22 protein-coding genes are annotated in these 26,288 nt (G+C 42.9%); 19 read left to right on the top strand and 3 right to left on the bottom strand.

Features of this window, described 5'->3' with window-relative positions; translation table 11 throughout:
• The first annotated feature begins 4 nt into the window (after positions 1-4).
• The 17 genes from iadA (at position 5) to ACAY00_RS10070 (ending at position 21,796) form a co-directional block, all read left to right on the top strand.
• Positions 5-1,174, top strand: a complete 1,170-nt coding sequence (gene iadA / locus ACAY00_RS10150; protein ID WP_371373056.1) for a beta-aspartyl-peptidase — start codon at positions 5-7, stop codon at positions 1,172-1,174.
• A 188-nt stretch (positions 1,175-1,362) separates the two neighbouring features.
• Positions 1,363-3,099: a single-stranded-DNA-specific exonuclease RecJ gene (gene recJ, locus ACAY00_RS10145; protein ID WP_371373054.1), complete on the top strand. Its 1,737-nt coding sequence runs from the start codon at positions 1,363-1,365 to the stop codon at positions 3,097-3,099.
• Between the two features lie 116 nt (positions 3,100-3,215).
• Positions 3,216-4,314 (top strand): peptide chain release factor 2 gene (prfB, locus tag ACAY00_RS10140; protein ID WP_371373052.1). Its coding sequence is split into 2 segments (ribosomal slippage): positions 3,216-3,290 and positions 3,292-4,314, totalling 1,098 coding nucleotides; the frame shifts between segments, so codons are not numbered across the junction.
• A gap of 61 nt (positions 4,315-4,375) precedes the next feature.
• Positions 4,376-5,914: a lysine--tRNA ligase gene (lysS, locus tag ACAY00_RS10135; RefSeq protein WP_371373050.1), complete on the top strand. Its 1,539-nt coding sequence runs from the start codon at positions 4,376-4,378 to the stop codon at positions 5,912-5,914.
• A 364-nt stretch (positions 5,915-6,278) separates the two neighbouring features.
• The gene (locus tag ACAY00_RS10130) at positions 6,279-8,063 is read left to right on the top strand and encodes a hypothetical protein (RefSeq protein WP_371373048.1); all 1,785 of its coding nucleotides are present in this window, start codon (positions 6,279-6,281) and stop codon (positions 8,061-8,063) included.
• Between the two features lie 8 nt (positions 8,064-8,071).
• Positions 8,072-9,382: a hypothetical protein gene (locus ACAY00_RS10125; RefSeq protein WP_371373046.1), complete on the top strand. Its 1,311-nt coding sequence runs from the start codon at positions 8,072-8,074 to the stop codon at positions 9,380-9,382.
• A gap of 1 nt (position 9,383) precedes the next feature.
• Positions 9,384-10,565: a hypothetical protein gene (locus ACAY00_RS10120; protein WP_371373044.1), complete on the top strand. Its 1,182-nt coding sequence runs from the start codon at positions 9,384-9,386 to the stop codon at positions 10,563-10,565.
• A gap of 91 nt (positions 10,566-10,656) precedes the next feature.
• The gene (locus ACAY00_RS10115; RefSeq protein WP_371373042.1) at positions 10,657-12,177 is read left to right on the top strand and encodes a tetratricopeptide repeat protein; all 1,521 of its coding nucleotides are present in this window, start codon (positions 10,657-10,659) and stop codon (positions 12,175-12,177) included.
• A gap of 8 nt (positions 12,178-12,185) precedes the next feature.
• Entirely contained in the window at positions 12,186-14,294 is a 2,109-nt protein-coding gene (locus tag ACAY00_RS10110; protein WP_371373040.1) for an SUMF1/EgtB/PvdO family nonheme iron enzyme, read from the top strand.
• An 11-nt stretch (positions 14,295-14,305) separates the two neighbouring features.
• A complete protein-coding gene (locus ACAY00_RS10105; protein ID WP_371373038.1) occupies positions 14,306-14,656 on the top strand; it encodes a hypothetical protein in 351 nt (116 codons plus the stop codon).
• Positions 14,657-14,666: 10 nt separating this feature from the next.
• Positions 14,667-15,473 (top strand): MotA/TolQ/ExbB proton channel family protein, encoded by an 807-nt coding sequence (locus ACAY00_RS10100; RefSeq protein ID WP_371373036.1) that lies wholly within the window; start codon positions 14,667-14,669, stop codon positions 15,471-15,473.
• Positions 15,474-15,482: 9 nt separating this feature from the next.
• Positions 15,483-16,778 carry a hypothetical protein gene (locus ACAY00_RS10095; protein WP_371373034.1) on the top strand — a complete coding sequence of 432 codons (1,296 nt, stop codon included), beginning with the start codon at positions 15,483-15,485 and terminating at the stop codon, positions 16,776-16,778.
• A 6-nt stretch (positions 16,779-16,784) separates the two neighbouring features.
• Complete coding sequence (locus ACAY00_RS10090) at positions 16,785-17,858, top strand: vWA domain-containing protein (protein WP_371373032.1); 1,074 nt, start codon at positions 16,785-16,787, stop codon at positions 17,856-17,858.
• Between the two features lie 8 nt (positions 17,859-17,866).
• Entirely contained in the window at positions 17,867-18,871 is a 1,005-nt protein-coding gene (locus ACAY00_RS10085; protein ID WP_371373030.1) for a vWA domain-containing protein, read from the top strand.
• Between the two features lie 22 nt (positions 18,872-18,893).
• Complete coding sequence (locus ACAY00_RS10080) at positions 18,894-19,517, top strand: hypothetical protein (protein ID WP_371373028.1); 624 nt, start codon at positions 18,894-18,896, stop codon at positions 19,515-19,517.
• 131 nt (positions 19,518-19,648) lie between these two features.
• Positions 19,649-20,311: a hypothetical protein gene (locus ACAY00_RS10075; protein WP_371373026.1), complete on the top strand. Its 663-nt coding sequence runs from the start codon at positions 19,649-19,651 to the stop codon at positions 20,309-20,311.
• A gap of 24 nt (positions 20,312-20,335) precedes the next feature.
• Positions 20,336-21,796 (top strand): M48 family metalloprotease, encoded by a 1,461-nt coding sequence (locus ACAY00_RS10070; protein WP_371373024.1) that lies wholly within the window; start codon positions 20,336-20,338, stop codon positions 21,794-21,796.
• 111 nt (positions 21,797-21,907) lie between these two features.
• Here ACAY00_RS10070 and ACAY00_RS10065 read toward each other — a convergent pair whose 3' ends face one another.
• Both ACAY00_RS10065 and ygfZ read right to left on the bottom strand, forming a co-directional pair.
• Positions 21,908-22,396 carry a peptidylprolyl isomerase gene (locus ACAY00_RS10065; protein WP_371373022.1) on the bottom strand — a complete coding sequence of 163 codons (489 nt, stop codon included), beginning with the start codon at positions 22,394-22,396 and terminating at the stop codon, positions 21,908-21,910.
• Positions 22,397-22,421: 25 nt separating this feature from the next.
• Positions 22,422-23,399, bottom strand: a complete 978-nt coding sequence (gene ygfZ / locus ACAY00_RS10060; protein WP_371373020.1) for a tRNA-modifying protein YgfZ — start codon at positions 23,397-23,399, stop codon at positions 22,422-22,424.
• Between the two features lie 273 nt (positions 23,400-23,672).
• Between ygfZ and ACAY00_RS10055 the strand changes: the two genes are divergently transcribed.
• A complete protein-coding gene (locus tag ACAY00_RS10055) occupies positions 23,673-23,924 on the top strand; it encodes a succinate dehydrogenase assembly factor 2 (protein ID WP_371373018.1) in 252 nt (83 codons plus the stop codon).
• Complete coding sequence (locus ACAY00_RS10050) at positions 23,884-24,360, top strand: protein YgfX (protein WP_371373016.1); 477 nt, start codon at positions 23,884-23,886, stop codon at positions 24,358-24,360. The genes ACAY00_RS10055 and ACAY00_RS10050 overlap by 41 nt, the downstream gene beginning before the upstream one ends.
• 62 nt (positions 24,361-24,422) lie before the next feature.
• Here ACAY00_RS10050 and nadB read toward each other — a convergent pair whose 3' ends face one another.
• A complete protein-coding gene (gene nadB, locus ACAY00_RS10045) occupies positions 24,423-26,021 on the bottom strand; it encodes an L-aspartate oxidase (protein WP_371373013.1) in 1,599 nt (532 codons plus the stop codon).
• Positions 26,022-26,288: the final 267 nt, after the last annotated feature.

The raw sequence follows: 26,288 nt of genomic DNA, 5'->3' as shown, positions 1-26,288 counted from the left end.
GAAAATGATGAAGCTATTTAAAAATGCGATTGTATTCGCACCGCAATATTTAGGTAAACAAGACGTGCTAGTGGCGTCTAATAAAATCATTGCCATTGACCATAATATTGAACTTGAAGCAAGTCATAGCTTAACCGTGATTGATGCCAAAGAGCAATATTTGATCCCTGGTTTGGTGGACTCTTTAGTGCATATTTCTGGTGGTGGCGGTGAGGGTGGTTTTGCCACCCGAACACCCGAAATGTCACCTCAAGATGCAGTATATGGCGGGGTGACCACTTTAATCGGCGCTTTGGGGACAGACTCGGTAACCCGTTCGTTAGAAGACTTAGTTGCTAAAGCCAAAGCGTTAAAAGAATTTGGTTTATCCGCCTATTGTTATAGTGGTTCTTATCATTATCCCGTCAAAACCATTACCGCATCACTGGAAAAAGACATTCTAATGATTGACGAAATTATTGGCGTTGGCGAGGTTGCAATAAGCGATCATAGAAGCAGTCAAATGAGCGTCGATGATTTGGCCAGACTCACCTCACAAGCTCGGGTTGGTGGCATGTTAGCGGGCAAATCTGGCATTGTCAGTATTCATGTCGGAGATGAACCAACGGAACTTGCTTTACTCGAGCAAGTTTGTCAAAGCTCAGGGATCCCTTTGAGTCAGTTTTATCCAACGCATATAAACCGTAGTCAATCTTTATTGAATACCGGCATAGAGTTTGCCAAAAAAGGTGGCTTTATTGACTTTACCACCAGTACCACAGAGCAAATTTTGGCTGCCGGTGAAGTCGCTGCCCCGTTGGCGTTAAAAATGGCGCTCGATGCTGGCGTTCATATCAATCATATATCAATGAGTTCAGATGGTAATGGCAGTTTACCTGTGTTTGATCAAGAATCTCATTTAATCGACTTACAAGTAGCCAATGTACGCAGTTTGCATCAAGCGATGGTGACAGCCCATCAAGACTATCAAGTTGACTTAGCCATGGCTATTGGCAGCGTGACCAAATCGCCAGCAAATATTCTGGGCTTAGCTCACAAAGGGCGCATTGAAGTAGGTGCCGATGCCGATTTGCTGTTATTAGAGCGAGAATCCTTGGCCATTGATAGTGTGTTTGCCCTTGGTCAACCTATGATGCAAGCTAAGACCTTAACGAGAAAGCCTTATTTTAGTTAAGCGAATTGGAGTTAGCACTAAGACTTTAGGCTGATAACCGAAACCAAGAATTTTAGTCTTTGGCTGTGAGATCAATCTAAGGTATGCTGATACCTTAGATTGCTTACATATCGATGACCAATAGAACGACTTTTTCACCGATTCTTGATTAGAGCATTATTTCACCTAATAGCGATTACTCATTACCTATGATTAAAACCATTCAACGTCGCCCTGTTGCTGATACTTCTGAACTGCCTGCAAACCTGCACCCCATTTTAAAAAATATTTACGCCAACCGCGGTATTGAGTCGGCTGAGCAATTAGAGCAATCAGCCCAAGCAATGCATAACCCCAAACAACTTAAAGGGCTTGAGCAAGCTTGTGCCGTGATTTTTGATGCCATAAAAGCCAAGAAACGGATCATCATTGTTGGTGATTTTGATGCCGATGGCGCTACATCAACAGCACTCATGATGAGTGGCTTGCAATTACTTGGCAGTCACAATCATGATTTTTTGGTGCCTAATCGTTTTGATTTTGGCTATGGTTTAACCCCACAGATCAGCCAAATCGCCGTGGAGCAAATGGGCGCAGAAGTCATTGTTACTGTCGATAATGGCATCAGTTGTTTGGCAGGGGTTGAGATGGCTAAAGCATTAGGTTGTCAGGTTATTGTTACCGATCATCATTTACCGGGTAATCAACTGCCTGACGCCGATGCCATTGTAAATCCAAATCAGCCAGGTTGCCCATTTCCAAGCAAATCGATAGCCGGTGTGGGCGTGGCTTTTTATTTGATGCTGGCGCTTAGACAATCCATGCGACAAGCCAATTGGTTCGCTCAACAAGGCTTAGCCGAACCGAATATGGCGCAACTGCTCGATTTGGTTGCCCTTGGTACCGTTGCCGATGTGGTTAGCTTGGATCACAATAATCGTATTTTGGTGGCGCAAGGCTTAAAAAGAATTCGAGCCGGTGCTACGCGACCAGGCATTGTGGCGTTGATTGAAGTGGCAGGGAAAAACCAACGACAATTGGTCGCAAGTGATTTCGGTTTCGGTCTTGGTCCGCGTATTAATGCCGCAGGTCGTTTAGATGATATGGGGTTAGGAATAAAGTGTTTGCTCGAAACAGATTTAAATGTGGCTCGAGTAATGGCGAAAGAATTAGATGAGTTAAACCAAACCCGTCGAGAGATTGAAGCAGGGATGCAGCATGAAGCGATGCAGGTGCTCGACACCTTATCGTTTGAACAGCAACAAATGCCAATGGCGCTGGCTTTGTACCGACCGGATTGGCACCAAGGTGTTATAGGCATTGTCGCGGGGCGGTTAAAAGAAAAGTTTCATCGCCCAACCATTGTTTTTGCCAAAGGCCGTGATGATGCATCTGATAGCGAAATTAAAGGCTCGGCTCGTTCTATTCCTGGTTTGCATATTCGAGATTTGTTAGAACATATTGACTCCCAGCACCCGGGCTTAATCACCAAGTTTGGTGGCCACGCGATGGCTGCGGGGCTCTCGATTAAAGAAGCCGATTTTGAGCGCTTTCAGCAACACTTTTATCATTACGCTGAGCAATGGCTTGAATCCGAAATGCTCAACAATATTATCCTAAGTGATGGCGAATTAGAGCAGCAATTGTTGACCTTAGAGTTTGCCCATCTGCTGCGCGAATCAGGACCTTGGGGGCAAAATTTTCCTGAGCCTGTCTTTGATAATCATTTTCGTTTAATCCAACAACGTATTGTTGGCGATAAACATTTGAAAATGTTGGTTGAGCTTAATGGCGTAAGCATTGATGCGATTGCGTTTAATGTCGATTTACAACAATGGCCAAATCATCGTTGTGAATGGGTGCATTTGGCTTATAAACTCGATGTAAATGAGTTTAGAGGAAAACAAAGCGTACAGCTTCTCGTCAATTATTTACAAAGTGTCTAAACTTAGGCTAAATCGACAATAAAAAGCCGATACAGTTGCATTCAAAGTCTTTAATCCTCTAATAGAGTAAGGTACAATGCGCGACTATTTTTCCACTTTTAAGCCGAATGTTTTTAATGTTTGAAGTCAATCCATTACATAATAAAATAAAAGATATCCGTGAACGCACCGATGTGCTTCGGGGGTACCTTTGACTATGAACAAAAATCTGAACGATTAATCGAAGTTAATCGCGAATTAGAATTACCCGATGTCTGGAATGAGCCTGAACGAGCCCAAGCCTTGGGGAAAGAACGTTCAGCGCTAGAATTAGTGGTTAAAACCATTGATGATATGGACTCGGGGTGTGAAGACATTGAAGGCTTAATCGAACTGGCTGTTGAAGAAGAAGACGAAGACACGCTTGACGATGCCCAAGCTGAACTTGACCAACTTATCGTGAGTCTAGAGAAGCTTGAATTTCGACGAATGTTTTCTGGTAAACAGGACGCAAATGACTGTTACCTTGACATTCAAGCCGGATCGGGTGGTACCGAAGCCCAAGATTGGGCCAGTATGCTGATGCGAATGTACTTACGCTGGGGTGAAGCTCGCGGTTTTAAAGTGGATATTTTAGAAGAAACCGATGGTGATGTTGCAGGTATTAAAAGTTGTACCATCAAGTTCAGCGGCGAATACGCGTTTGGTTGGTTACGCACCGAAACAGGGGTACATCGTTTGGTGCGAAAGTCACCTTTTGATTCAAACTCGCGTCGGCATACCTCGTTTGCTTCGGCATTTGTGTACCCTGAGATAGATGACGATATTGAAATTGAAATCAACCCAGCGGATTTACGTATAGACACCTTTAGAGCCTCTGGCGCCGGTGGTCAGCACGTTAACAAGACCGACTCGGCGATTCGAATTACCCATATCCCGACCAACGCTGTGGTGCAGTGTCAAAATGATCGCTCGCAACATAAAAACCGTGCAACGGCCATGAAACTATTAAAAGCCAAGTTGTATGAATTAGAAATTCAAAAACAGAACGAAGACAAGCAAGCGTTAGAAGATGGTAAATCCGACATCGGCTGGGGCAGTCAAATTCGTTCCTACGTGCTCGATGACAGTCGCATTAAAGACTTGCGAACTGGTGTTGAAAGCCGAAACACACAAGCGGTACTAGATGGTAATCTAGACCCATTTATTGAAGCCAGCTTAAAATCTGGTCTTTAACCCGTTGAGCAGATGGCGAACACGCTCAACCATATACATTAGATAACCCTGAGATAAACACATGACTGAACAAGTAAGAGACGAGAACAAGTTAATTGCAGAACGTCGCGGTAAACTCGAAAATATCCGAACTAACTGTGATGCAAATGGCCACCCAAATGATTTTAATCGCGAGCATTACGCCAGTGATATCCAGGCTGAGCATGGTGATAAGACCAAGGAAGAGCTGGAACAACTTCAGGTTTCTTACGCGGTTGCTGGTCGTATTATGGCCAAACGTGGTCCGTTCTTAGTTTTACAGGATATGACTGGGCGTATTCAAGCATACGCAGAAAAGAACGTACAAAAAGATATCAAAAGCCGTTGGGGTTCGTTAGATATTGGCGACATCATTGGGGTTAAAGGTACTTTGCACAAGTCAGGCAAAGGTGACTTATACGTTAACATGGAAGAATATAGCTTGCTGACCAAGTCGCTTCGTCCATTACCGGAAAAGTTCCATGGTTTGTCTGATCAGGAAATGAAGTATCGTCAGCGTTATGTTGATTTGATCATCAACCAAGATACCCGCGATACGTTCCAAATTCGTTCTCAAATTGTCAGTGGCATTCGTAACTTTCTTGCAAAGCGCAACTTCATGGAAGTTGAAACACCTATGCTGCAAGTTATCCCTGGTGGTGCGACGGCAAAACCATTTGAAACCTACCACAATGCTTTGGACATCGACATGTTCCTTCGTATTGCACCTGAGCTTTACTTAAAACGCTTGGTTGTGGGTGGTTTTGAGCGTGTATTCGAAATAAACCGTAACTTTAGAAACGAAGGTCTTTCGACCCGTCATAATCCTGAATTTACGATGATTGAATTCTATCAGGCTTATGCAACATACGAAGATTTAATGAACCTGACCGAAGAAATGCTGCGTACATTGGCGCAAGACGTTTTGGGTACAACCATTATTCGTAATACCGTTAAAAACTCAGATGGCGAGGTAGTGGAAGAGAAATTCTACGACTTTGGTCAGCCTTTTGAACGTTTATCTATGATGGACGCGATCATTAAGCACGCGCCTGAACTTGATGCAAGCGTGATTAATGATCCAGAAAACCGCTTCGAAGAACTTAAAGCGATTGCTAAGCAAGTCGGAGTGAAAGAACCGGAAGGGGAAAACGTTTGGGGTCCTGGTAAGTACCTTTGCGAAATTTTTGAACAAGTTGCTGAGCACAAACTTGATCAACCAACGTTTATCACCGAATACCCATGGGAAGTTTCACCATTAGCGCGTCGTAACGACAACAACCCATTCATTACCGATCGTTTTGAATTTTTTGTTGGTGGCCGTGAACTTGCCAATGGTTTCTCGGAGTTAAATGACGCAGAAGATCAAGCTCAGCGTTTTAAAAAGCAAGTTGAAGAAAAAGATGCCGGTGATGATGAAGCAATGCATTATGATGAAGACTACATCACCGCGCTAGAGTATGGTTTACCGCCAACCGCGGGTGAGGGTATAGGTATTGACCGATTGGTGATGCTATTTACCGATTCACCAACCATTAAGGACGTTATTTTATTCCCTCATATGCGTCCACTAAGCGAGTAACCTTCGCCCCTGTTTGAGATTAAAAATCCCTGTTAACGTAACAGGGATTTTTTTATGCCTGCTTGTAAATATCAGCGCAAATCTTAGCGCAAAATTTTGCTTAAAAAGCCTAATTTGGGGGCTTGTTTGGACTGATTTTAACCCAAGCTAAAGCTGTTTTTTGTCATTTCTTCCCGCTCATTTTCTGAAAATAGATTTTTACCTACTCACCTTTACAGGTCCAGAACGACACCTATACTCAATAGATAAGGCTAAAAACATTAAAAAACCTAAGCCATTAATGTTATTAACATTTAGTTTTGAAAAAGCATAGACGACAATGATACCAGGGCTTGTCGTTTCCTTGCGGTGACGGGAATCTTTTATGAAATATAACCTTTGCTCTTTTATTTTTGTCTGCGGCGTCTACACAATCTCTTTGAGCAGTCATGCTTTTAGTCAAGTTCAAACCAATAATGATCCTGAGTTGACCCCAATGCCAGTTCAGCCAACCATCACCGACAATGAGCCTGGTGAGCAATCAAAAACAAAACAGTTACAGCGGGTCGAAGATTTAAAGTATGCGATTGAAAAAATAGAATCCGAAGAAGGTGCCTATGGCGACAGGCTCAGTCAGGAATTATTAAGTTTAGGGCAGGTGTATTTTGATATTGGTGAGTACCCATCGGCCATCGAATCGTTTAAGCGCTCATTGCATTTAAATCGGATAAATGATGGGCTATATGCGCAAAGCCAAATCCCCATCATTAAGAAGCTTATCGACAGTTACAAAGCCAACAAACAGTGGGAAGAAGTTGGCCAACGTTATGCTTTTTTATACCGTTTACATAGGCAAAATTTCCCCCCCTCAGATCCACAAAGAATGGACTTAGAATTGGAGATGGCCAATTGGCAACTCGAGTCCTTTTACAATAATGATTCGGAACAAGCATTGCAAAATTTGCTTAACGCCAATGCATTTTACAAGCATTCTCTAACCAGCCATAAAGAAAAGTATGGTCCGACATCTCTGAAGCTTATTGATCCTATTAATGGCTTAATCACCACCAATTACCTGCTCTCACGAATGCCTGGAAGTGAAGCAATCCCCCGTCGTCCAGAATACTTTAGTCTGGATCAAGCCGTTGGCTTTAAAAACGATCCGAATCGCGCTTTTAAGTCGTTTTCTCACATTCTTGATTTGATAGAAGAAGAGTTATACATCCAGCAGTCGCAACCAGATATTAATCATTTAGACGTGGTGAAAGTCCTGCTTAAACGTGCCGATTGGTGTTTAATTAATCACAAACGCGATTGTTCTATCGATTACTATGCTGATGCGCAAAACTACGTAAACAGTCAATCAATGTGGCATCATGTGGCGGATTTAGCCCTCTCTGAACCTGTGGTGTTACATAAAATAGGTAAGCTAAATGAGCGAGTGCAAGGGTTACTCTTAGGCCAAATGAGCCGCACTGAGTTTATTGAAACGCAAATTGGTTTTGGCGAAATTGAGTACCCTGACATTTCCGCTCCGGGTTTATCTTTAACGGCGAGTCAAAGTGGACCAGACGATACTCAGGTATATGAACAAGACTTTGAACAAAATGTTGAACAAAACATTGAGCAAAACCAACTGATGTTTGCTAGCAGGGACATGAGTTATAGCGACCCGTCCGAACCAGATTCTGCTGTCGAATTTAGCAACGCCAACCTAACCGACATCCAATTTAATGGGACAGAAACCTATACGGCCAATGCGCCAATGTTGGCAGACGCCAGTGAAGCCGTAGCCCAAAATGACGCCATTAACAGTGAGCAATCAACAGGCTATGGTCTTGAAACACGTCAACCGCCGAATCAACAAAACCATACCAGCGACAGTGACGACGAACTGGTTGTGGTTAATGCACAAGCCAATGCATCCGCATCGGTATCGTCGTTACCAGTAAAAGAGATGCCAATCTCATTGCATTTAAAAATTAACGTTAACCGCCACGGTGTGGTTCGAAACATTCGTACGGTTAACGACTACACCTTAGGCGATAAAAGCGCGCGTATAAAAATATTAAAGTTTATTAAACAAGCCAAGTTCAGACCCAAAATAGCAAACGGTCAGCCGGTTGATATGGAAGACTTTGAATTGCTAGTGATGTTACCCAAAGAGTAGGAATATAAATGAAGATAAATGCTATTGGGGGAGTTGTTATGTGCTTGGCGTTGATGATTTCAGGCTGTAAATCAACGTCACAACAGAACAGCCCGCAGCCACCACCAACGAATCCAAGTTCGCCTAGCTCTGCAAGCTCACCGAGTTCAGCAAGTTCGCCCAGTTCTGCAAGTAGACCTTCTCAGAACTCAGGGAGCTCGCAGTCCAAACCTTCAAGGCAACAGTCAAAGAGCTCAAGTCAAAGTGAGCAGCGCTCACCAAGTTCACCAGCAAGCGCTCAAACAGATACTCAAAAGGGGCAGTCGCAAAGTCAAGCCGACACCAAAGCCCGCAGTCAAACCCAGAGTCAAGCCAGTGAAAGTGCTTCAGAAAACCCAGACAGTAGCTCTGCGGAGGTTAGCGATTTAGAAACCAAGCAGAGCAACAACAGCTCAGATGACATAGACTTTTCTGAGCAACAAGAAACCAGTGCTTCGGCGCAAACCAGCAGCCAATCTGATAGTAGTGCGCAAGCAAGCAGCAGTAACCAATCATCATCGAGCACTCAATCAACAACCGTAAGCAGTCAATCTACTCAACCCGCTGGTGGGGTAGAAGGTGGTGCTCCGTCACAAGACTCAAGTAAGCAAGTCCCCAACCATCAAGGCGGTGGACAACAGGGGGGGCAAAGAGCCCCACAGTCATCGGCATCCACACAAGGTACATCCGCTTCCGAGCGCAGTACGTGGGAAGGGCTCGAACAAGTGATAGATGCGACACGTGCTGGGCAACAAGCCGGCACTAACGAGCAAGGTGATGGTGTTAACGATCCTGCTGGTGCTAGCTCTAACTCCAGTAGTATAGGTGGGGTCAAAACTCGCCAAGAGCGGATCTCAGGACTTGAAGAAAAGTTAAATCGTAGTATCAGTGATTATGACGGCATGATTTTAAGTGAGCGTGAATACATTCAAACTCGAGGGAGCGAAAAAGGAAGCGAGGAGCAATTAGAGCAACAACAAGGCACAACGGATATTGGCAGTTTGTATGATGATATTTTAAATGGTGAAGAACAAAGCGCGATCCCACCACCACCAAGTGGTAATGGCGAGCAAGTTAATTCTGGCGGCGGGACCATTGTCGGTGCGCCAACTGAGAAGGTGGGAGATTTTAAATCAAAACCCGCCATCTATACCCCTCCTGCCGACATCCCAAGTGGTAATGATGATGACTTGGTGGCGCGTCAAATACGTGAGGCTGCAATGCAAGAACCTGACCCTGAATTAAGAGAAAAACTATGGCAAGAATACCGTAAGTACAAAAACCAAAGTCGAGGTAATTAATATGCATACCCGTGTTGTTACAACGCTATTGTTGTTGGCATTTATGGTGTTATTGGCATCAGGATGTACCACCACCGAAGTCAAAACGACGGAAGTGACCCCGCTAAAATATGAAACCAACACTATCCCTGAAGAGGAGCTCTTGGATGTTGGGATTAATATATTTGATCCGGGTCTTGACCAAATCAATCAAGAAGACTCTGAGGTGCCAGTATTTTCTGAAATTCGTATCGCCGAGTCGAGTTATTTTCCGTATCTGCTTATGGAAACCATTCAGTCAACCGGGGCGTGGGGAGCGGTTCGGGTCATACCCGAAGGGCATTCGTCTGTAGATGTGATAGTCGATGGTACAATAATTAAATCTGATGGCGAAACCTTGGAAATATCTATTGCTGTACGTGACAGCAAAAACCGAGCTTGGTTTAGTAAGACCTATCAAAATAAAGCCAGTCATTATGCCTACAGTAGTCGCAGTCAAGTCAGCAATGAGCCATTTCAAAACATCTATAACCAAATTGCCAATGACATTTTAGCGTATAAAAGCGCTTTAAACTCGGCCAGTATTCGCGAATTAAGGAAAGTATCAGAGCTCAAATTTGCCAGCGCTTTTGCTGAGCAGCAATTCTCCAGTTATCTCAAACAAAATGACGCTGGGGAGCTGACGATAAATCGCTTGCCCGCTGATAATGAACCTATGATGCAACGCATTAAACAAATAAGAGAACGAGATTATTTATTTATAGATACTTTGCAAGAATATTACGGCAGTTACGCAAAAGAGATGCAACCGCCGTACAAGTTATGGCGCAAAGAAAGCTATAACGAAGTGGTTTCGCTGCGCAATATGCAACGCACGGCAACCAATCAAAAATTACTGGGCGCGGCCGCTATTATCGCTGGTATTTTGGGAGCCGGAAATTCAAATGGTTCGGTTAGAGCTGCCAGCATGATTGGCGTTACCGCTGGCGGGTATCTGATCAAAGATGGTATGGAACGTTCAGAAGAAGCTCTTATCCATGCAGAAGCGCTACAAGAGCTAGGGGATTCGTTTGAAGCCAGCATTGAGTCTCAAGTTATTGAACTTGAAGATCGCACCGTGACCTTAACCGGTACCGTTGAAAACCAATACATGCAGTGGCGAGACATCCTTAAAGATATTTATCAAATTAATAATGGTGAATGATCACCTATATAAGGTGGTGAAAGCTTTGTGTTTTTAGTCTATACGTTAAGTAAACAGTAATAATAAATTTAGGCCAATAGTTGTAGAGTGAATGACAAATAAAGCCCCTCATAAAGATGACGTTAAGTCAGAAACAGAAACAGTAACTCTAAACATTTCAGCTCAGCGAGCTGGAATGTTTTCGTCTTTGCTGGGCTTATTTAAGCAACGAAGCCTCACCTTAGTGGTGCTTGTCTTGTTATTCATAGGGCTTTATGTGGTGATGATTTGGTTACCATCTTCGGTATCAACTTCGCCAAAGGTTAACACCGAAGATTTTATTCGCCAAGAATTACAAAAGCCGATTGACGATTCACCTTGGCACGAAGCTCAGCAGGCAAAATATCGCAAACAAGCACAAGAAATTTTGGCCAAAGTATTAGAAAAACAAAAATTATTGGAGCAAAAACAAATTAAAAGTTGGGCTGAAACAGAGTATCAACAGGCGTTATCGATGGCCACCGAAGGGGATTTATTATATCGGACACAAAAGTTTGAACAAGCGATCGCCACTTATCAACAAGTGCTTGATAACCTGACCTCGATGGAATCTCAATTTGAACAAAAATTTGACTATTATCTGCAGTCAGGCCTTGATGCCATTAGCAATAAAAATGCAGCCCTAGCAGAACAACACCTCATTATTGCCAGTAATATTAAACCTGAAGATGAACGAGCTCGAAAAGCTTTGTATCGTAGCTCGGTATTAAATCAGGTACTTGCTTTGGTGACGCAAGGCATTAATGCTTTAGATGCACAGGAGCTAACCAATGCTCAGAACTTATTTCAACAAGCCTATACGCTTGATCCCGACTCTGCTCTGGTCCAGCAAAAGTTAGCCGAAACAGATCAGGCATTAAAAGACAAAGCCTACTCAAAAGCCATGTCTGAAGGCTTTCGCTTGTTGAGCCAAAATCAACACGCTAAGGCCATTGCCGCTTTTAACACCGCGCAAAAAATAAAGCCACAACAAAGCGATCCTGCCCAAGCCATTGCTCAGGCTCGTAATCGTAATAAGGTCAGTTTTATTGATTTCAATTTGAACCAAGCTAGCGAGCATGAAAACCAAGAACGTTGGCAACAGGCCTTAGAACATTATCAAAATATTTTAGCGAAAGACGATACCATTGTGGCCGCTAAAATTGGAAAAATTCGTACCAGTGCGCGAGCAAAACTCGATCAAGAATTAAGCCAAATCATCGCCAATCCGAATAGACTGACGGATGAAAGTGTTTTTAATCATGCCAACGTTATGTATCAAGAAGCCCAAAAAATTGCTCAACCAGGGGTAAAGCTTACGCGCCAACTTAACGAGATAAATACTTTATTTGCTGCTCTTAAAGTACCCGTTGCACTAAAAATTGAGTCGGATAACAAGACCCAAGTACGGCTTTATCGGGTGGGGCATTTAGGGAATTTTGCCAGTAAAGAACTTACTTTAGAGCCGGGCGATTATACCCTTGTGGGCTCAAGAGACGGTTATCGAGATGTAAGAAAAAACATCACCTTAATGCCTAAAAGCCAGGGTAACCGAGTGGTCATTGCTTGTGTTGACAAGGTAACCAATGGGTGAGCACAAATATGTCTGATAATAACAATGTTATAGTCATAGGCAGTCAAAGCGAGACCGACTCAGATCAAACGAAAGCTTCGACAACGATTACTGCAGCCAATTATGTACCAGCGAGTAAACGTAAACCGAAAAAGGTAAAAAAAGTCAGTCCATGGCTTTATATCATTTTAGCTATAGTGGTGATCGGTGCCGTTCCGCTTTGGTATGTTTTTAGTGCAAAGTCTGTGGTGTTGAAACTTGCGCCTCAGACCGAGACGTTTTCAGTTAGTGGCGGTTTTTTTGTCACCTTAGCCGATCGCATGTTGATGTTACCTGGTCAATATCAGGTCAAAGCCAGTTTGCCCGGTTATCATCAGATTGACCAACCCTTCTTGGTCAATGACAAGCAAAATCAAGCCATAGACTTAACCTTTACCCCATTACCCGGCGATATTGTACTGCAAACACAGCATGGCAAAGAATTAACCGTGAACATTGATGGCGAACCCGTAGCGATTACCAATAATCGTATCATTGACGTACCTGCAGGTGAGCGTAAATTCATTTTTAACGCGACCAATTATTTTGAACAGGTCATTAATGTTGAGGTCTTTGGGCAGGGGCGAGAGCAACAACTTGAGGTTAATTTAACCCCTGCTTGGGCTCAAATAGATTTTGCCAGTGAGCCTGAAGGGGTGTCTGTATACGAACAAGATAAGCTGTTAGGACAAACCCCATTTTCAACAAATGTCTTACAAGGTGAACGAATCTTTAAGTTCGAAAAATTGGGCTTTCAATCTTCTGAACGCATTGTCAATGTAACGGCGGGACAACCACAAACAATAGAAAATATTCGATTGTTTAAGCAACTTGGTACCTTAAAAGTCAATACCAAACCGCAAGGGGTTAGTGTTACTTTAGGCGATCAGTACCTAGGTACCACCCCGCTTACCGTGAACGTGGCCCCAGATAAACAACAACCCTTATTGCTTTTTAAAGACGGTTACGGTTCAAAATCATCAAGCTTGATGGTGCCTTCTGGAGAAACTGTTAGTCGGTTTTTTGAACTCTCCCCTAATGTCGCCAAAGTGACGTTTAAAGTCGAACCAAGCGATGCCTTATTGTATGTCAATGGAAGGTTGATGGGGCGGGCAAATCAGCAAATTGCGATGACCAGTAAACAGCAGTCGGTGCGCATTGAAAAGCCAGGTTATGTCAGCTATGAAAAAACTTTTTTACCAAATGCCAGCGCAGCGCAATTAATTAATGTCCGCCTTCAAACGATAGAAGAGCACCGCTGGGCAAATATAAAACCTTTTATTAGTACCGAATTTGGTACACGTCTAAAACTTTTTAAGCCCAACGATACCATTATTATGGGGGCATCAAGGCGAGAGCAGGGACGTCGAGCCAATGAAATTACACGAACCGTTCAAGTAACTCGCCCTTTTTATCTTGGGGTTAAAGAGATCAGCAACAAAGAGTTTAGGCAGTTTTTTAAACAACACTCATCGGGGCATTTTAAAAGTCACAGTTTAAATGGGGTTAATCAACCGGCCGTCCAACTGAGCTGGTTGCAAGCGGTTCAGTATTGTAATTGGCTGTCAAGTCGCGAGCAATTACAACCGGTTTACAACATCGTCGATGATAAAGTGGTGTCGTTTAATTTTGACCACAATGGCTATCGTTTACCAACAGAAGCGGAGTGGGTATGGGCAAGTCGGTATATTAACGGGCAAATGTTGAAATACCCTTGGGGGAATGCTTTACCACCGAAAGCAAAAGCCGGCAACTTTGCCGACGTCAGTAGCGCTTCCATTTTAGGTACCATTTTACCGAATTACAACGATGGCTATATTGCTTCAGCGCCGGTGGGAGTGTTTGGCCAAAATCCAAAGGGAATTTATGACTTGGCGGGTAATGTGGCTGAGTGGATCCACGATTATTATCAGATCAATAGCGGTCTGTCGATGAAAACAGAAAAAGATCCAGTTGGCCCTTTAAAAGGGGATTACCATGTGATTAAAGGCTCTAGTTGGGCTCATGGCAGTCGCACAGAATTGCGATTGTCATTTCGAGATTATGGGAACGATAAACGCCATGATGTTGGTTTTCGGGTCGCCAGAAATGCGATGTAAGCGGAGATGATATGAAGTATTTTGAATTGATATTTAGCCTTTTGTTGCTGCTTTATTGTGCTACTTATGCCGCTAGTGCTAACGAAACTCCAGTACAAAAAAATAACGATGCCAAACCAGCAAAGGTGAATGTTGAACAAAGTAGAGAGAAAGACCCAGATACAAAAGACAAAGCCCTAGAACAAGATATACAACACGACAAAGTTATCGCCTACAGCGAGCAAAATAAACCAAATAGTGAAGACGCTGATATTAACCAATTTGGCCCAGAGCAAACCAAAGAAACGAAAACCCGTGAAGTATTTCGTCCTAGCGAAAAAATCTCTGAGGATCTCTCAGTGTCGTTCCCTATAGATATTTAAGGACATGGTAATGAAAAGAAATGCCGCTTCAGAATTTATATATCAACTGATCTCATTGTTGCTATCGGTGATCTTAGTGCATGCATTGTATGTCACCAAAATACGTCCTGAGGCCGAAGCGATTATGGCCAAACAACAGGCACAACAAGAGGCGGGAAGTTTGGTCACAGATCAGCGCTCGTTGTATTTAGTGTTAAAAGATTATGAACAAGAAACCTGTTTAATATTGATGCTTTGGGCGTTAATGATTATGGGCTACAAAGCTCGCTTAACCATGTTAGAAAGAGACATGTTTGCCAAAACTATGATCAAAGTGAAGGAGGGGACCAGCATCTTGCCAGAAGATGCGCGCAAGTTATGTCGACCCTTGCAAGAGCTGCCTGAAGATAAACAGTCGATGCTAGCGCCTAGAACCCTATTAATATCATTAAAACGTTTTGCCACCACCTCCAGTGTCGCAGCCGTGGCGACGGCGATTAAAGATATATGTGACAGTGAAGCCGACAGACTCGACAGCGAACTGTCGATGGTGCGATATATTACCTGGGCTATCCCCTCCATTGGTTTTATCGGTACGGTGCGGGGGATTGGTGATGCACTAGGGCAAGCGCATAAAGCGGTTGAAGGCGATATTGTTGGGGTGACCAGCAGCTTAGGGGTGGCATTTAATTCCACATTTATTGCCTTAGTGATCAGTATTTTTATTATGTTTTTTACCCATCAATTGCAGTTAATGCAAGAGCGTCTAGTACAAAATACGCAAGAGTTTTGTGACTCTAATTTATTAAACCATTTGAAAGTTCAATCTCATGGGTAGAGGCCGTATATGAGCGTGCTGATCATCGACTTAAATGACAGTAATATTTCACTTTATGCTCAAAATGAGACATTGACCGAATCTGGCTACGCTTATATCCAGCCTGAACAGGTTCTCTTTGGCGCTGATGCTTATGCGCAATATAAGCGGTTCCCTTTGGTTTGTGTAGATAATTTTTGGCTAAAAATGAACACAGACAGCCTGGAAATCGACAATCAGCTGGTGGCAAATTATGCCGATCTGATGTATTTACAGCTGCAAGGTCTGCTTGCTCAAATAACCTCATCTCAACAGGTTATTTTAATGGTGCCAAGCTCTTTAACCAAACAGCAGTTGTCCCTACTTATTGGCGTTTTAAAGGCGCTTGAAGTGGATGTGATCGGGCTTTATGATCGCGCTTTATTTTGGACTTCAGATCAGCTTGAACAAGAGCAGGCGGTGTTTTTTGATTTAGACTTACATTATGCTCATTTAACCTTTTTAGATAAAACGGATGAGATCAGCGTACGTCATTCTTATGCGTTAGCCAATAAAGGTGTTATTGGTTTAGAGCACACCATCGCTGAATGGTTGAATCAGCAGTTGATTATTGAATTTCGCTTTGATGCGTTTCACAAAAGCGAATTTGAGCAACGCCTATATGAGCATATCCCTCGTCTGTTTGCTTTATCTAGCGAAACCTACACCTTAGAAATAGCAGAGTATCGTTTAACCATAAATTATCAGCAGTTAGTACAAAAAATCACCGACTTTTTTGACTCGATTTTGACTCAGTACAAGATTTCATCACCACTTGTTATGCCAAAAATGTGGGCAAATTTATTCGCCAAAACTCCTTTGCATCAGCGCTACCAATGCATACAAAGCGATATATCATTGGCGCAAATTGAGTTCTATAAAGCCCACGCTAAAAAGCATTTTGAACAAGGGTTATTTGTGCGCCAATCCATGCCTAGTCAGTCGAAACCTAGTCAATCGATGCCTAGCCAATCAGCAGTTGGTGACGATCCTGCAAAACCAAGCGCGAGCCATGTGTTATGTCAAAGTCTTGCTTATCCAATCAATGGGAATGCGCTTTATTTAAATGCCGATCCAGCATCACCAGTGACCGACTGTGAGAGTAAGCATTCATTTGCACGTTTACACCGAGTTGGGCCTAGGCTAGATATTTTCCCAATCATTGAACAAGCTCTAAGCATTAATCAACAACCAATAAGCGCGAAACAGTCAATGGCTTTAGGGGATGAGATAGAAAGCCGATTATCTAAAGACAAATTTGTCATGATCCGAGTTGAAAAGGGGTAGCTTGGGATGGCAAAACGTCGCTTTAGCACATTTTCGATTTCTTTTTTGGACATTATGTCCTGTGGCTTTGGCGCGGTTATCTTAATCTTTTTGATTATTGAACACGATGTCAGCTCACAACTTCAAGTCGATACCGATATGTTGCAATCGGAAGTTAACCTACTTGAACAAGAAGTCAGTGAAGGTCAAGCGTCTTTAGTCGAAATTAAAAATACCTTATCGGTACTGAATCAGGAATATGTACAAACCAGTGGATTAGCTAGGCGAGTAAACGATGAAATAGATGCGGTCAGAAATAAAATTGCGATTTTAGACGAAGCCTCCGATGATCAACAAATTCGCAAGATTAAAGAAAGACTGAAAACTCTGACCGTTGAAAAGAAAAAGCTTGAGGATGAAATCGCTAAAGGCAACAACGCTCGGCGATTCGTTGGTGAAGCCGACCGGCAATACTTAACAGGGTTAAAACTTGGTGGCGCTCGAATTTTAATACTGATGGATGTGTCGGCCAGTATGCTAGATGACTCTATCGTCAATGTCATTCGTCGTCGTAACATGTCACAGCAGTCTAAACGCCAAGCCGATAAATGGATACGAGCAGTGCGAGCGGTTGAGTGGTTAATCGCTAAATTACCCATAGACAGCCAATTTCAGTTATTTATTTTTAATACCGAAGTGAAAGCGTTGGTGAGCTCAAGTAAGCAGCAATGGTTGAATGTTTCTGACCAAGAAAAGCTCAATATGGTGGTGAACGAACTGCACAAAATTGTGCCAGCTGGAGGCACCAGTTTAGAGAAAGCCTTTCGTGATGTTCGCCAGTTAAGCCCGTTGCCCGACAATATATTATTGCTCACCGATGGCTTACCCACTCAAGGTATGCAAGCAAGTCGCAGCAATACTATTTCGGGGCCTGAGCGCGAACAATTGTTTAATCGTGCGGTCAGTGTTTTGCCCGACGGGATCCCGGTTAATATTCTACTTTGGCCGATGGAAGGCGATCCAATGGCAGCATCGGCTTTTTGGAAGCTTGCTTTACGCACATCGGGCTCTTTTATGAGCCCATCGCGAGATTGGCCGTAGGAGGGAAGGTGAAAGCAAAACGACGTGTGCTAGAAGAGTTTTCAATTTCCTTTCTCGATGTCATTTGTTGTGGCTTTGGCGCTATTATTTTGCTGCTGATGATCACCAAAAACATGCCACCGATGGTTTTAGAAGAGTCGGATTTAAATTTAGACGGTCAAGTTAAACAGTTGCAAGAACAACTCTTTGCTATTCGCGGTGAAAGCAATATTTTAAATCGACAATTAAACGCTAAAAAAGAGCAAATAGATGCCCAGAAGGAACGCATTGCTATTTTAAGAACCCGATTAGCCACTATCGAAGCGCAATATGCTCAAATCGCCAAAGCGGCTTCTTTTAGCGAGGATGAAAAGGGTAAGTTAGCCCTAGCGCTCCAAGAGTTGACCCAAGAGATGGAACGTTTGTTGGGCCGTAATTATAAGAGTCAAAATGATCTCGTCGGTGGTATCCCTGTAGACAGTGAATATTTGATTTTTATTATCGATACCTCCGGCAGTATGTATAACTATGGGTGGCAGCGGATGATTGATGAGATCATTGCCACCTTAGATATCTACCCAGAGGTTAAAGGCATTCAAATTTTGAATGACATGGGCCAATACATGTTTACCAATTATCAGCGCAAATGGATTCCCGATACCCCAGCAAGACGCAGTGCCATTATAAAGCGCTTACGTTCATGGAATCCATTTAGTAATAGCTCACCTGTAGAAGGCATTCAAAAGGCGATCAGAACCTTTTTCCAACAGGATAAAAAGATCAGTTTGTATGTCATGGGAGATGAGTTTTCAGGTCGTTCTATTGCCGATGTGCTAAGAGCCATTGAAAGCATAAATAAATTCTCGCGAAATAACCAACGACTTGTTCGCATCCATGCCGTCGGATTTCCGGTGCAATTTATTCGCCCGCTGGCACAACAGACGACGGGGATTCGTTTTGCAACCTTAATGCGAGAATTAACCTATCGAAATGGTGGCACATTTGTAGGTTTAAACGATTATCAACCAAACTAATGGGATAGGTAAGGAAAATCTAATGCAAAGAGTAAACCAAACAGTTAATGACTGGCGATTAGGCTTCGTTATATTAGCCACCGTTTTTCTTTGGTCTTGCAGTAACAAAGTGAAAGTTGAGGCGAGCTTTCCCGATCCGGTGATCAATCAGATCCCATTAGTGCTAGGGGTTATTTATGAGCCTGAGTTTAAACAATATCATTATATTGAAGCCGATGAAGAACGTAGCGATTGGGAAATTAACATGGGTGAAGCTCAGGTTAAATTATTTGATACCGTACTCAATAAAATGTTTGCTCAGGTCAACACTCTGGAACAGTTACAGCCAGGGATTAAAAGTGTTGATATCTACTTTCAGCCAACGGTCGAAGAATTTCAGTATAACGTGCCCCAGGAAACTCAGGTTGATATGTTTGAAGTCTGGATAAAGTATCACCTTAAAGTGTATGACTCAGACGGTAAATTAATCGCGGATTGGATCCAAACAGCTTATGGCAAAACGCCAGCGCAAACCTTTACGGGGGACGACACCGCCTTAAATGAGGCTATGGTCATTGCACTCAGAGATATTGGTGCCAGTTTTGTATTGCGCTTTGCACATATTCCAGAAATAAAAAACTGGCTGGCAGAGCATCAAAAAATTTAATTAATGGATTACAAGGTTACGCACAACCCATGTTGCCCTAAGCGCGATAAAACCATACCAGTGGATTTTTTCGCATATTCATAGGGCTAAAATGCGACAGAAGCAGTTGCTAAAGCACGAAGGTGAACACGATGAATACATATTTAACATTGAGCAAAGGTTTAATCATTTTACTGCTGTTGCTGTTGCTGTTGCCCGGCTGCTCGACGGTGACCATAGATCAAGTTAAATTTCGACCCAGTGAGTTAAAAAGTGGTGAGTCCATAGTGGTTCTAGGGCGGCGTACTAATGGCGACTATGAAACCGAGCCAGAACTGGTTTCCTGTGTTGGTGATACCTTAGGTAAAGGCGAAAATGCAATAAATGTGATCCCTGAACAGGAGTTTATTGACCGATTATATCCGTGGTTTGAACCAAGAACCGCACCTAGCAATGTAAAAGATCTGCAACGCTTATTGCAATATCAAGGGGTAAGTAAAGTATTCGATGAATTGAATGTGCATTACATTGTATGGATTGACGGTAATACCGAAAAAGTAAAAAGCTACGGCCGCATTACCTGTGGTTTAAGCGCCACTTTGGTGAGCTGTTTTGGTTTTGGTACTTGGGATGATAAAGCGCAATATGAAGCCGCGATTTGGGACTATCGCAAAAAAGAGCAAATAGGCAAAATTTCAAGTCAAGCCGATGGTACTTCTTATATGCCGGCACTCGTTGTGCCCATTCCGTTATTGGCTCAAGTTCAATCGGATGCCTGTAGCGCAATGTCAAAGCAATTACAGACTTTCTTTTAACCGCTTAGGAACATAAGGTGATTTATGACGATAAATAAATTTTTGTCTCTGCTTTTGGTTATTGTAACGATAAGTTTTACAACCTCCTGTGCGCTTAACCCTGCCACAGGCACCCCAGACTTTGTGTTTATGAGTGAAAGTGAAGAAGTCAGCAAAGGCAAAGAATTACACCAACAAATATTAAATACCACGCCAATTTACGATGATCCAAAGCTTACAGCGTATATTAACGAGATTGGTCAAAAAATAGTAAAGAATAGTCATCGTCCCGATATCGAATATCATTTTACCATTATCGACTCGCCAGACATTAATGCGTTCGCGCTCCCCGGCGGCTACATTTACATTAATCGCGGGATCCTTGCCTACCTTGACTCTGAAGCTCAATTAGCCGCAATTTTAGCACATGAAATTGCCCATGTTACGGCCCGTCATGTGGTTCGCCAAGATGCGGCTCGAAAAGGCGCAGGAGCGTTAACCGTGGCGACCGTGATCACCACCGGCAGTGCCACCTTAAGCGACATGAGTAGCCTTTGGGGTTCTGCGGCGGTACAAGGTTATGGTCGTGAAATGGAGCTTGAAGCGGATGGTTTTGGCGCCGAATATCTGTATAAAAGCGGCTATTCTCCGATGGCGATGGTGGAAACCATAGGGGTGCTCAAAGATCAGGAGAAGTTTAACCGTTATCGAGCCAAAGAAGAAGGCCGAAAAATTAAGAGTTATCATGGGGTTTTCTCGACTCACCCAAGAAACGATAAACGCCTACGAGAGGTCATCGCGAAGGCCGGAGAATTACCTCCTGGTGAGGCCAATAATGAGAATGTCGATATTTATCGAGAAAAAACCCAAGGGATGATCTTTGGGGTTAATTATCAAGCGCGGTTAAAAAACGAGCAACTCGAAAAAGATCGTTTTTATCATGGTAAATTGGGCTTTTCGATAAAGTTTCCGCCTAACTGGCAAGTGAATAATACGCGTTCGGCGATCATCAGTGCTGATGAAAAGAACACCGCGCAAATGGAACTTAAAGTGTCGCGGGTACAAAACGGTGTTGCCCCTGATGCTTATTTAAGAACCATCACCAATAACCAATTACTGAGCAAAGCTCAAGGATTTCAACAAAATGGCTTACTGGTGTATACAGGCGTATTGGCAAGCGAGTCAACGCCCCAACGCGTTGCAATGATATATCAAGGCAGTCGAGCGTATTTTCTTGCTGGCACCGTTCATCAACCGCAAAACGATGTCGATTATGACAGTATGTTCTTACAATCAATCAAGAGTTTTAGACCTGAAAAACCGATGAACTTGTCTAAAAAATCAAAACGTATTCATTATGTCAAAGCCAATCAAAACACCACTATCGCCGCTTTAGCGCAACATATTCAATTAGGGCCTTATACCGAACAGTATTTGCGCCTCATAAACGGATTGTATCCTAGAAAAGAACCTGAACCAGGCGATTGGATAAAAATAGTCGAGTAATAAAACCAGGCAAGGGGCAAGGATATCGTATTTATTTTAGCGCGAACCTAAACAACAAACGGTGGCTTATTGGCCACCGTTTGTTTACCCAAGCTTATGGTTTTAAAACCATTAATGGTCGTGGTTACAACCACCTTCACCGTGAACATGGCCGTGCGATAACTCTTCTTCAGTGGCATCACGGACTTCTAAAATTTCAACTTCAAATTTTAAGTCGATGCCAGCAAGTGGGTGGTTACCGTCAACGGTAATTTCATCTTCGTCCATCCCAATCACAATAACGGTTTGCTCACCGTCGTCGGTTTGAGCACGAAGTTGCATGCCAACGTCTAAGTCTTCGATGCCAGAGAACATCTCTTTTGGTACCGTTTGAACAAAGCCATCGTGGCGTTCACCGTAGCCATCTTCGGCAGCAACATCAGCAACAAATTTATCGCCTACTTGTTTATCGTTTAATGCAGACTCAAGACCAGGGATCAAAAAGCCGTTGCCGTGAATAAACGCAAGCGGTTTATGGTCATATGAGCTATCAATTAAGTTTTCCTCGCTGTCCATTACCGTATAATGCATAACAACAACTTTATTTTGCGCAATTTTCATAATATATCCTATTGATATGAAGTCTTTAGTCTTCTGTTTGGTTTATGGTATAAGGTAGGTCGATGACCTTAAATTCAATGTCTTCTTGGCCTTTAATCCGAAATAGTGAATCATCGGAGCTATCGTTAGACAACACCGCTTGCAGATACACCTCGCCATTATCGCTTTGATAAGAGGCGATAATATTTCCACCCCGGCGCCAACTGTCACCCATTTGTACTTCCAGCAAATCGTTTTCTGATAACTCGGCTTGACCTTGGCCTAATAAAGCGAAAAGGGCTCGCTTATTTTTGCCCAAGTACTTCATACGAGCAACGGTTTCTTGCCCTAAATAACAGCCTTTGCTAAAGCTTATCCCATTTAAATGCTGTAAGTTGAGCATTTGCGGGACGTATTCATTGACGCTCGCTTCGTTCATATGGACAAAACCGGAAACGATTTCGAGCAATGTCCATATCTTAGACGAAAAAACAGGTAACTCTAAACGGGCCATCAAGGCTTCAATATTGGCTTGAGTGTCTATTAATAAATATCGGTTGAGCTTACCAGAAATAAACACCACGGTTGCTGTGCCTTGATGTAAAACTGGGGTAAATGAGTCAGGAACTGCCTCGAACTGGTGAGCAATATATTCTTTGGCTTTAGCCCCAACCAGTGCCATAAACGCTAAATCGTTGGCTTGCTCTATTTCAACTTTGGCAAATACGCCAAATTTTTGCAGTTCAGCCATCGAAGCGTTAAGCGAATGTTGGCTTTGAATAAGCAATCGTTGGCTGTCGTGACTCACCAAGCGAAAAGCGGCAAACATTTTACCCTTGGCATCGCAATGCCCGCCGACCAACAACTGCTTGCTGGCAAGCTGATTCATGTCGCAAGTGAGTTGACCTTGTAAATATTTATCGGCTTCAGGGCCGGTGACCCGAATGGCGCTTAAATTGTCGACCTTAATTGCAAAGTCGCTTGGCAACTGCGTTAGGGCAGGCAAAGAATCTTGTGTGTTCATTGTAAGTATCGTTTTATGTCCAGTGTTAACTATCAGATTGGGATATCAAGCTAAGAATTCAAGTTTCTAGACCAGATTATTTTAAAAATCTGAGTTGCCGACTATTCTATGAAATAGCCAACAAGGTTTATCGATTTTTATCCGCTCGTTGACACATTCACACATTGTTGCTTACCAAGGTAGAAGGCAAAAACCTTGGTTGAATAACATTGGTATCAATTAAGGAAATTGGTACAATGTCGGCTCGATTTATTGCAATAAGAAATTAACCAAATGGCATTATCAAATAATAAAGCAAGATTACGTTGGGCTTGTCGTCGCGGTATGCTGGAATTAGATGTACTATTTCTACCATTCGTCGATGAGGCTTGGGATCAATTATCAGAGCAACAAAAATTGGTGTTTGAACGATTACTCGCTTGCGATGATCCAGACTTATTTGCTTGGTTTATGGGGCACAGTGAATGCAAGGATGCAGAGCTAAATGACATGGTCCAACTTATTCTCAACCGAGTCAAAGTATAATCTATCTATTTCTTCGTCAAAGCGACTAGGTCAGGTTAGGCTGTCGCTTTATTTAATGACCGTTATGGTCATCCAATTAGTTCTTAGTTTATGGCTCAGTAACCAACCATTTTGGCTGTTATTATCGATCGCCCTAATCGTTTGCCTGCCCAGCCTAGGCCTATTTCACTGGCAACTGGCAAAACACACCTGCCATAGCAATTTTGTGTTATCGTCAAAGGGAGAAGTGCAATTTAGTCCTTGGCAACACTTTAGCATAAGCCCATCCTCACTTATCTTGCCTTTTGGCTGTTGTTTGCTGTTAACAAACAAAACCGGCCACATTCATAATCGGAAAAAGATATCAACGCGTATTTGTTGGCTGTTTGATGATCAAGTCTCGGGGGCTGATTATCGTCGTCTATTACGAGTAATACATTATTTGCAGCAGTCCTAACAATCTTAACAGAGGGTAAAATCGTTTGGACGGCTGCGGCTAAAGTTGCACTGACAAACAGGTTATTGCTTCGGGGTTAAAACCGTTGGCCCACTTTGTTCATTCGTTTGCGGATAGTCTAAGGTGTAATGTAAACCTCGGCTTTCTTTGCGAGACAGCGCACTTAAAATAATAAGCTCTGCAACTTGCACTAAATTTCTGAGTTCGAGCAAATTATTGCTTACCCTAAAGTTAGAATAGTACTCGTTAATTTCTGTCTGTAGTAATTTGACTCGATTTAATGCACGTTCCAATCTTTTGGTGGTACGAACAATACCAACATAATCCCACATAAATAATCGTAATTCATGCCAGTTATGCTGAATAATAACTTCTTCATCACTGTCGGTGACTCGGCTTTCATCCCAAGGTGGTAATGGTTTGATGTTAAGCGCAGGGGTGAGAGTTTTCTTAATATGTTTAGCGGCCGCTCGGGCGAAGACAACACACTCTAATAAAGAGTTGCTGGCTAACCTATTGGCGCCGTGTAAACCAGTATAAGACACTTCGCCGATGGCGTATAAATTGTCGATATCGGTTAGCCCGTCTTTGTTTACCATAACACCACCACAAGTATAATGAGCCGCGGGGACGACCGGTAATGCTTCTTTGGTCATATCGATACCAAATTGACTGGTTTTTTGATAAATCATCGGAAAGTGCTGTTTGATGAAACTTTCATCGCGATGACTAATATCTAAGAACATGCAGTCAGCCCCTAAGCGTTTCATTTCATAATCAATCGCTCGAGCGACCACATCTCTTGGCGCTAGTTCGGCACGTTGATCAAATTCTGGCATAAAGCGACTGCCATCAGGGCGACGTAAAATCGCGCCTTCGCCTCGTAATGCCTCGGTCAATAAAAAGGTGCCAGCTTGTGGGTGGTACAAACACGTTGGATGAAATTGATTAAACTCCATATTGGCAACTCGACACCCTGCGCGCCATGCCATTGCAATGCCATCGCCACTGGCGACATCAGGATTGGAAGTGTATTGATAGACTTTACTGGCACCGCCGGTAGCTAAAATGATTTTTTGGGCAAAAATCGACTCGACTTTTTCAATGTTTCGATTCCAAACATAAGCACCAATGCATTGTTTGCTGTGCTCAGTCTTTTGGGTGATTAAATCGATCGCATTGTAACGCTCAAAAACACGAATACGAGAGTGTTGTCGTACTTGCTCAACGAGGGTTGTTTGTACCGCTTTACCGGTAGCGTCGGCGCTGTGCAAAATGCGTCGATGGCTGTGCCCACCTTCACGGGTTAGATGGTATTTTGCGGAGTCGCTCTCTTTATGCTTTGACTCTAAATCAAAACGTACCCCTTGTTCAATCAACCACTGCATCGATGCTTTCGCGTTTTCTGCGGTGAACTTTACGATGTCTTCATCACAAATATCATTGCCAGCAATCATCGTGTCTTTAACATGAGAAGAAATGGAATCATTTTCATCAAAAACGGCAGCTATACCCCCTTGGGCATAAAACGTAGAGCCCTCATTAATAGGGCCTTTGCTGAGTAATATGACATCGGCATAATTGGCTAATTTTAGTGCTAGGGTTAAACCGGCAGCGCCACTGCCAATAACTAAGGCATCACAGTTGTGTTGTTGTTTCATATTTAGAGGGGTTCTGATCGCGTATGCACAATCTGTTAATAGTAACTTAAACCACCAATAAATAACAATAAAAGGGGCAACTGAAGGGCAAAGTAAAGACCGAAAAATTCGGAATTTAGTTGATTTTCAAGTAAAATATTTAGTTAGGAACATTTTTTAACGATTTTAGAATTTATTTCGAACTTTTTTTAATGTCTTAAGTCCTAATGGATAAGTTTGCCAAGAGCTGTAGTAAATTTCTGCCACTAAATAGTATTTTTATGGGTA

Origin of the sequence: Thalassotalea sp. 273M-4 (genome assembly GCF_041410465.1) — a bacterium.
GTDB lineage: Bacteria > Pseudomonadota > Gammaproteobacteria > Enterobacterales > Alteromonadaceae > Thalassotalea_A > Thalassotalea_A aquiviva.
This window is presented reverse-complemented; position numbering and strand designations above follow the sequence as displayed.

Bases quoted from the DNA above. Each gene is read 5' to 3' on its own strand.
- ACAY00_RS10065 (WP_371373022.1), bottom strand. From the start codon at position 22,396: ATGAAAATTGCGCAAAATAAAGTTGTTGTTATGCATTATACGGTAATG.
- ACAY00_RS10115 (WP_371373042.1), top strand. From the start codon at position 10,657: ATGACAAATAAAGCCCCTCATAAAGATGACGTTAAGTCAGAAACAGAA.
- lysS (WP_371373050.1), top strand. From the start codon at position 4,376: ATGACTGAACAAGTAAGAGACGAGAACAAGTTAATTGCAGAACGTCGC.
- ACAY00_RS10105 (WP_371373038.1), top strand. From the start codon at position 14,306: ATGAAGTATTTTGAATTGATATTTAGCCTTTTGTTGCTGCTTTATTGT.
- ACAY00_RS10070 (WP_371373024.1), top strand. From the start codon at position 20,336: ATGACGATAAATAAATTTTTGTCTCTGCTTTTGGTTATTGTAACGATA.
- ACAY00_RS10050 (WP_371373016.1), top strand. From the start codon at position 23,884: ATGACATGGTCCAACTTATTCTCAACCGAGTCAAAGTATAATCTATCT.
- ACAY00_RS10110 (WP_371373040.1), top strand. From the start codon at position 12,186: ATGTCTGATAATAACAATGTTATAGTCATAGGCAGTCAAAGCGAGACC.
- recJ (WP_371373054.1), top strand. From the start codon at position 1,363: ATGATTAAAACCATTCAACGTCGCCCTGTTGCTGATACTTCTGAACTG.
- ygfZ (WP_371373020.1), bottom strand. From the start codon at position 23,399: ATGAACACACAAGATTCTTTGCCTGCCCTAACGCAGTTGCCAAGCGAC.
- ACAY00_RS10100 (WP_371373036.1), top strand. From the start codon at position 14,667: ATGAAAAGAAATGCCGCTTCAGAATTTATATATCAACTGATCTCATTG.
- ACAY00_RS10095 (WP_371373034.1), top strand. From the start codon at position 15,483: ATGAGCGTGCTGATCATCGACTTAAATGACAGTAATATTTCACTTTAT.
- ACAY00_RS10075 (WP_371373026.1), top strand. From the start codon at position 19,649: ATGAATACATATTTAACATTGAGCAAAGGTTTAATCATTTTACTGCTG.
- nadB (WP_371373013.1), bottom strand. From the start codon at position 26,021: ATGAAACAACAACACAACTGTGATGCCTTAGTTATTGGCAGTGGCGCT.
- ACAY00_RS10120 (WP_371373044.1), top strand. From the start codon at position 9,384: ATGCATACCCGTGTTGTTACAACGCTATTGTTGTTGGCATTTATGGTG.
- ACAY00_RS10130 (WP_371373048.1), top strand. From the start codon at position 6,279: ATGAAATATAACCTTTGCTCTTTTATTTTTGTCTGCGGCGTCTACACA.
- ACAY00_RS10090 (WP_371373032.1), top strand. From the start codon at position 16,785: ATGGCAAAACGTCGCTTTAGCACATTTTCGATTTCTTTTTTGGACATT.
- ACAY00_RS10055 (WP_371373018.1), top strand. From the start codon at position 23,673: ATGGCATTATCAAATAATAAAGCAAGATTACGTTGGGCTTGTCGTCGC.
- ACAY00_RS10080 (WP_371373028.1), top strand. From the start codon at position 18,894: ATGCAAAGAGTAAACCAAACAGTTAATGACTGGCGATTAGGCTTCGTT.
- ACAY00_RS10125 (WP_371373046.1), top strand. From the start codon at position 8,072: ATGAAGATAAATGCTATTGGGGGAGTTGTTATGTGCTTGGCGTTGATG.
- iadA (WP_371373056.1), top strand. From the start codon at position 5: ATGATGAAGCTATTTAAAAATGCGATTGTATTCGCACCGCAATATTTA.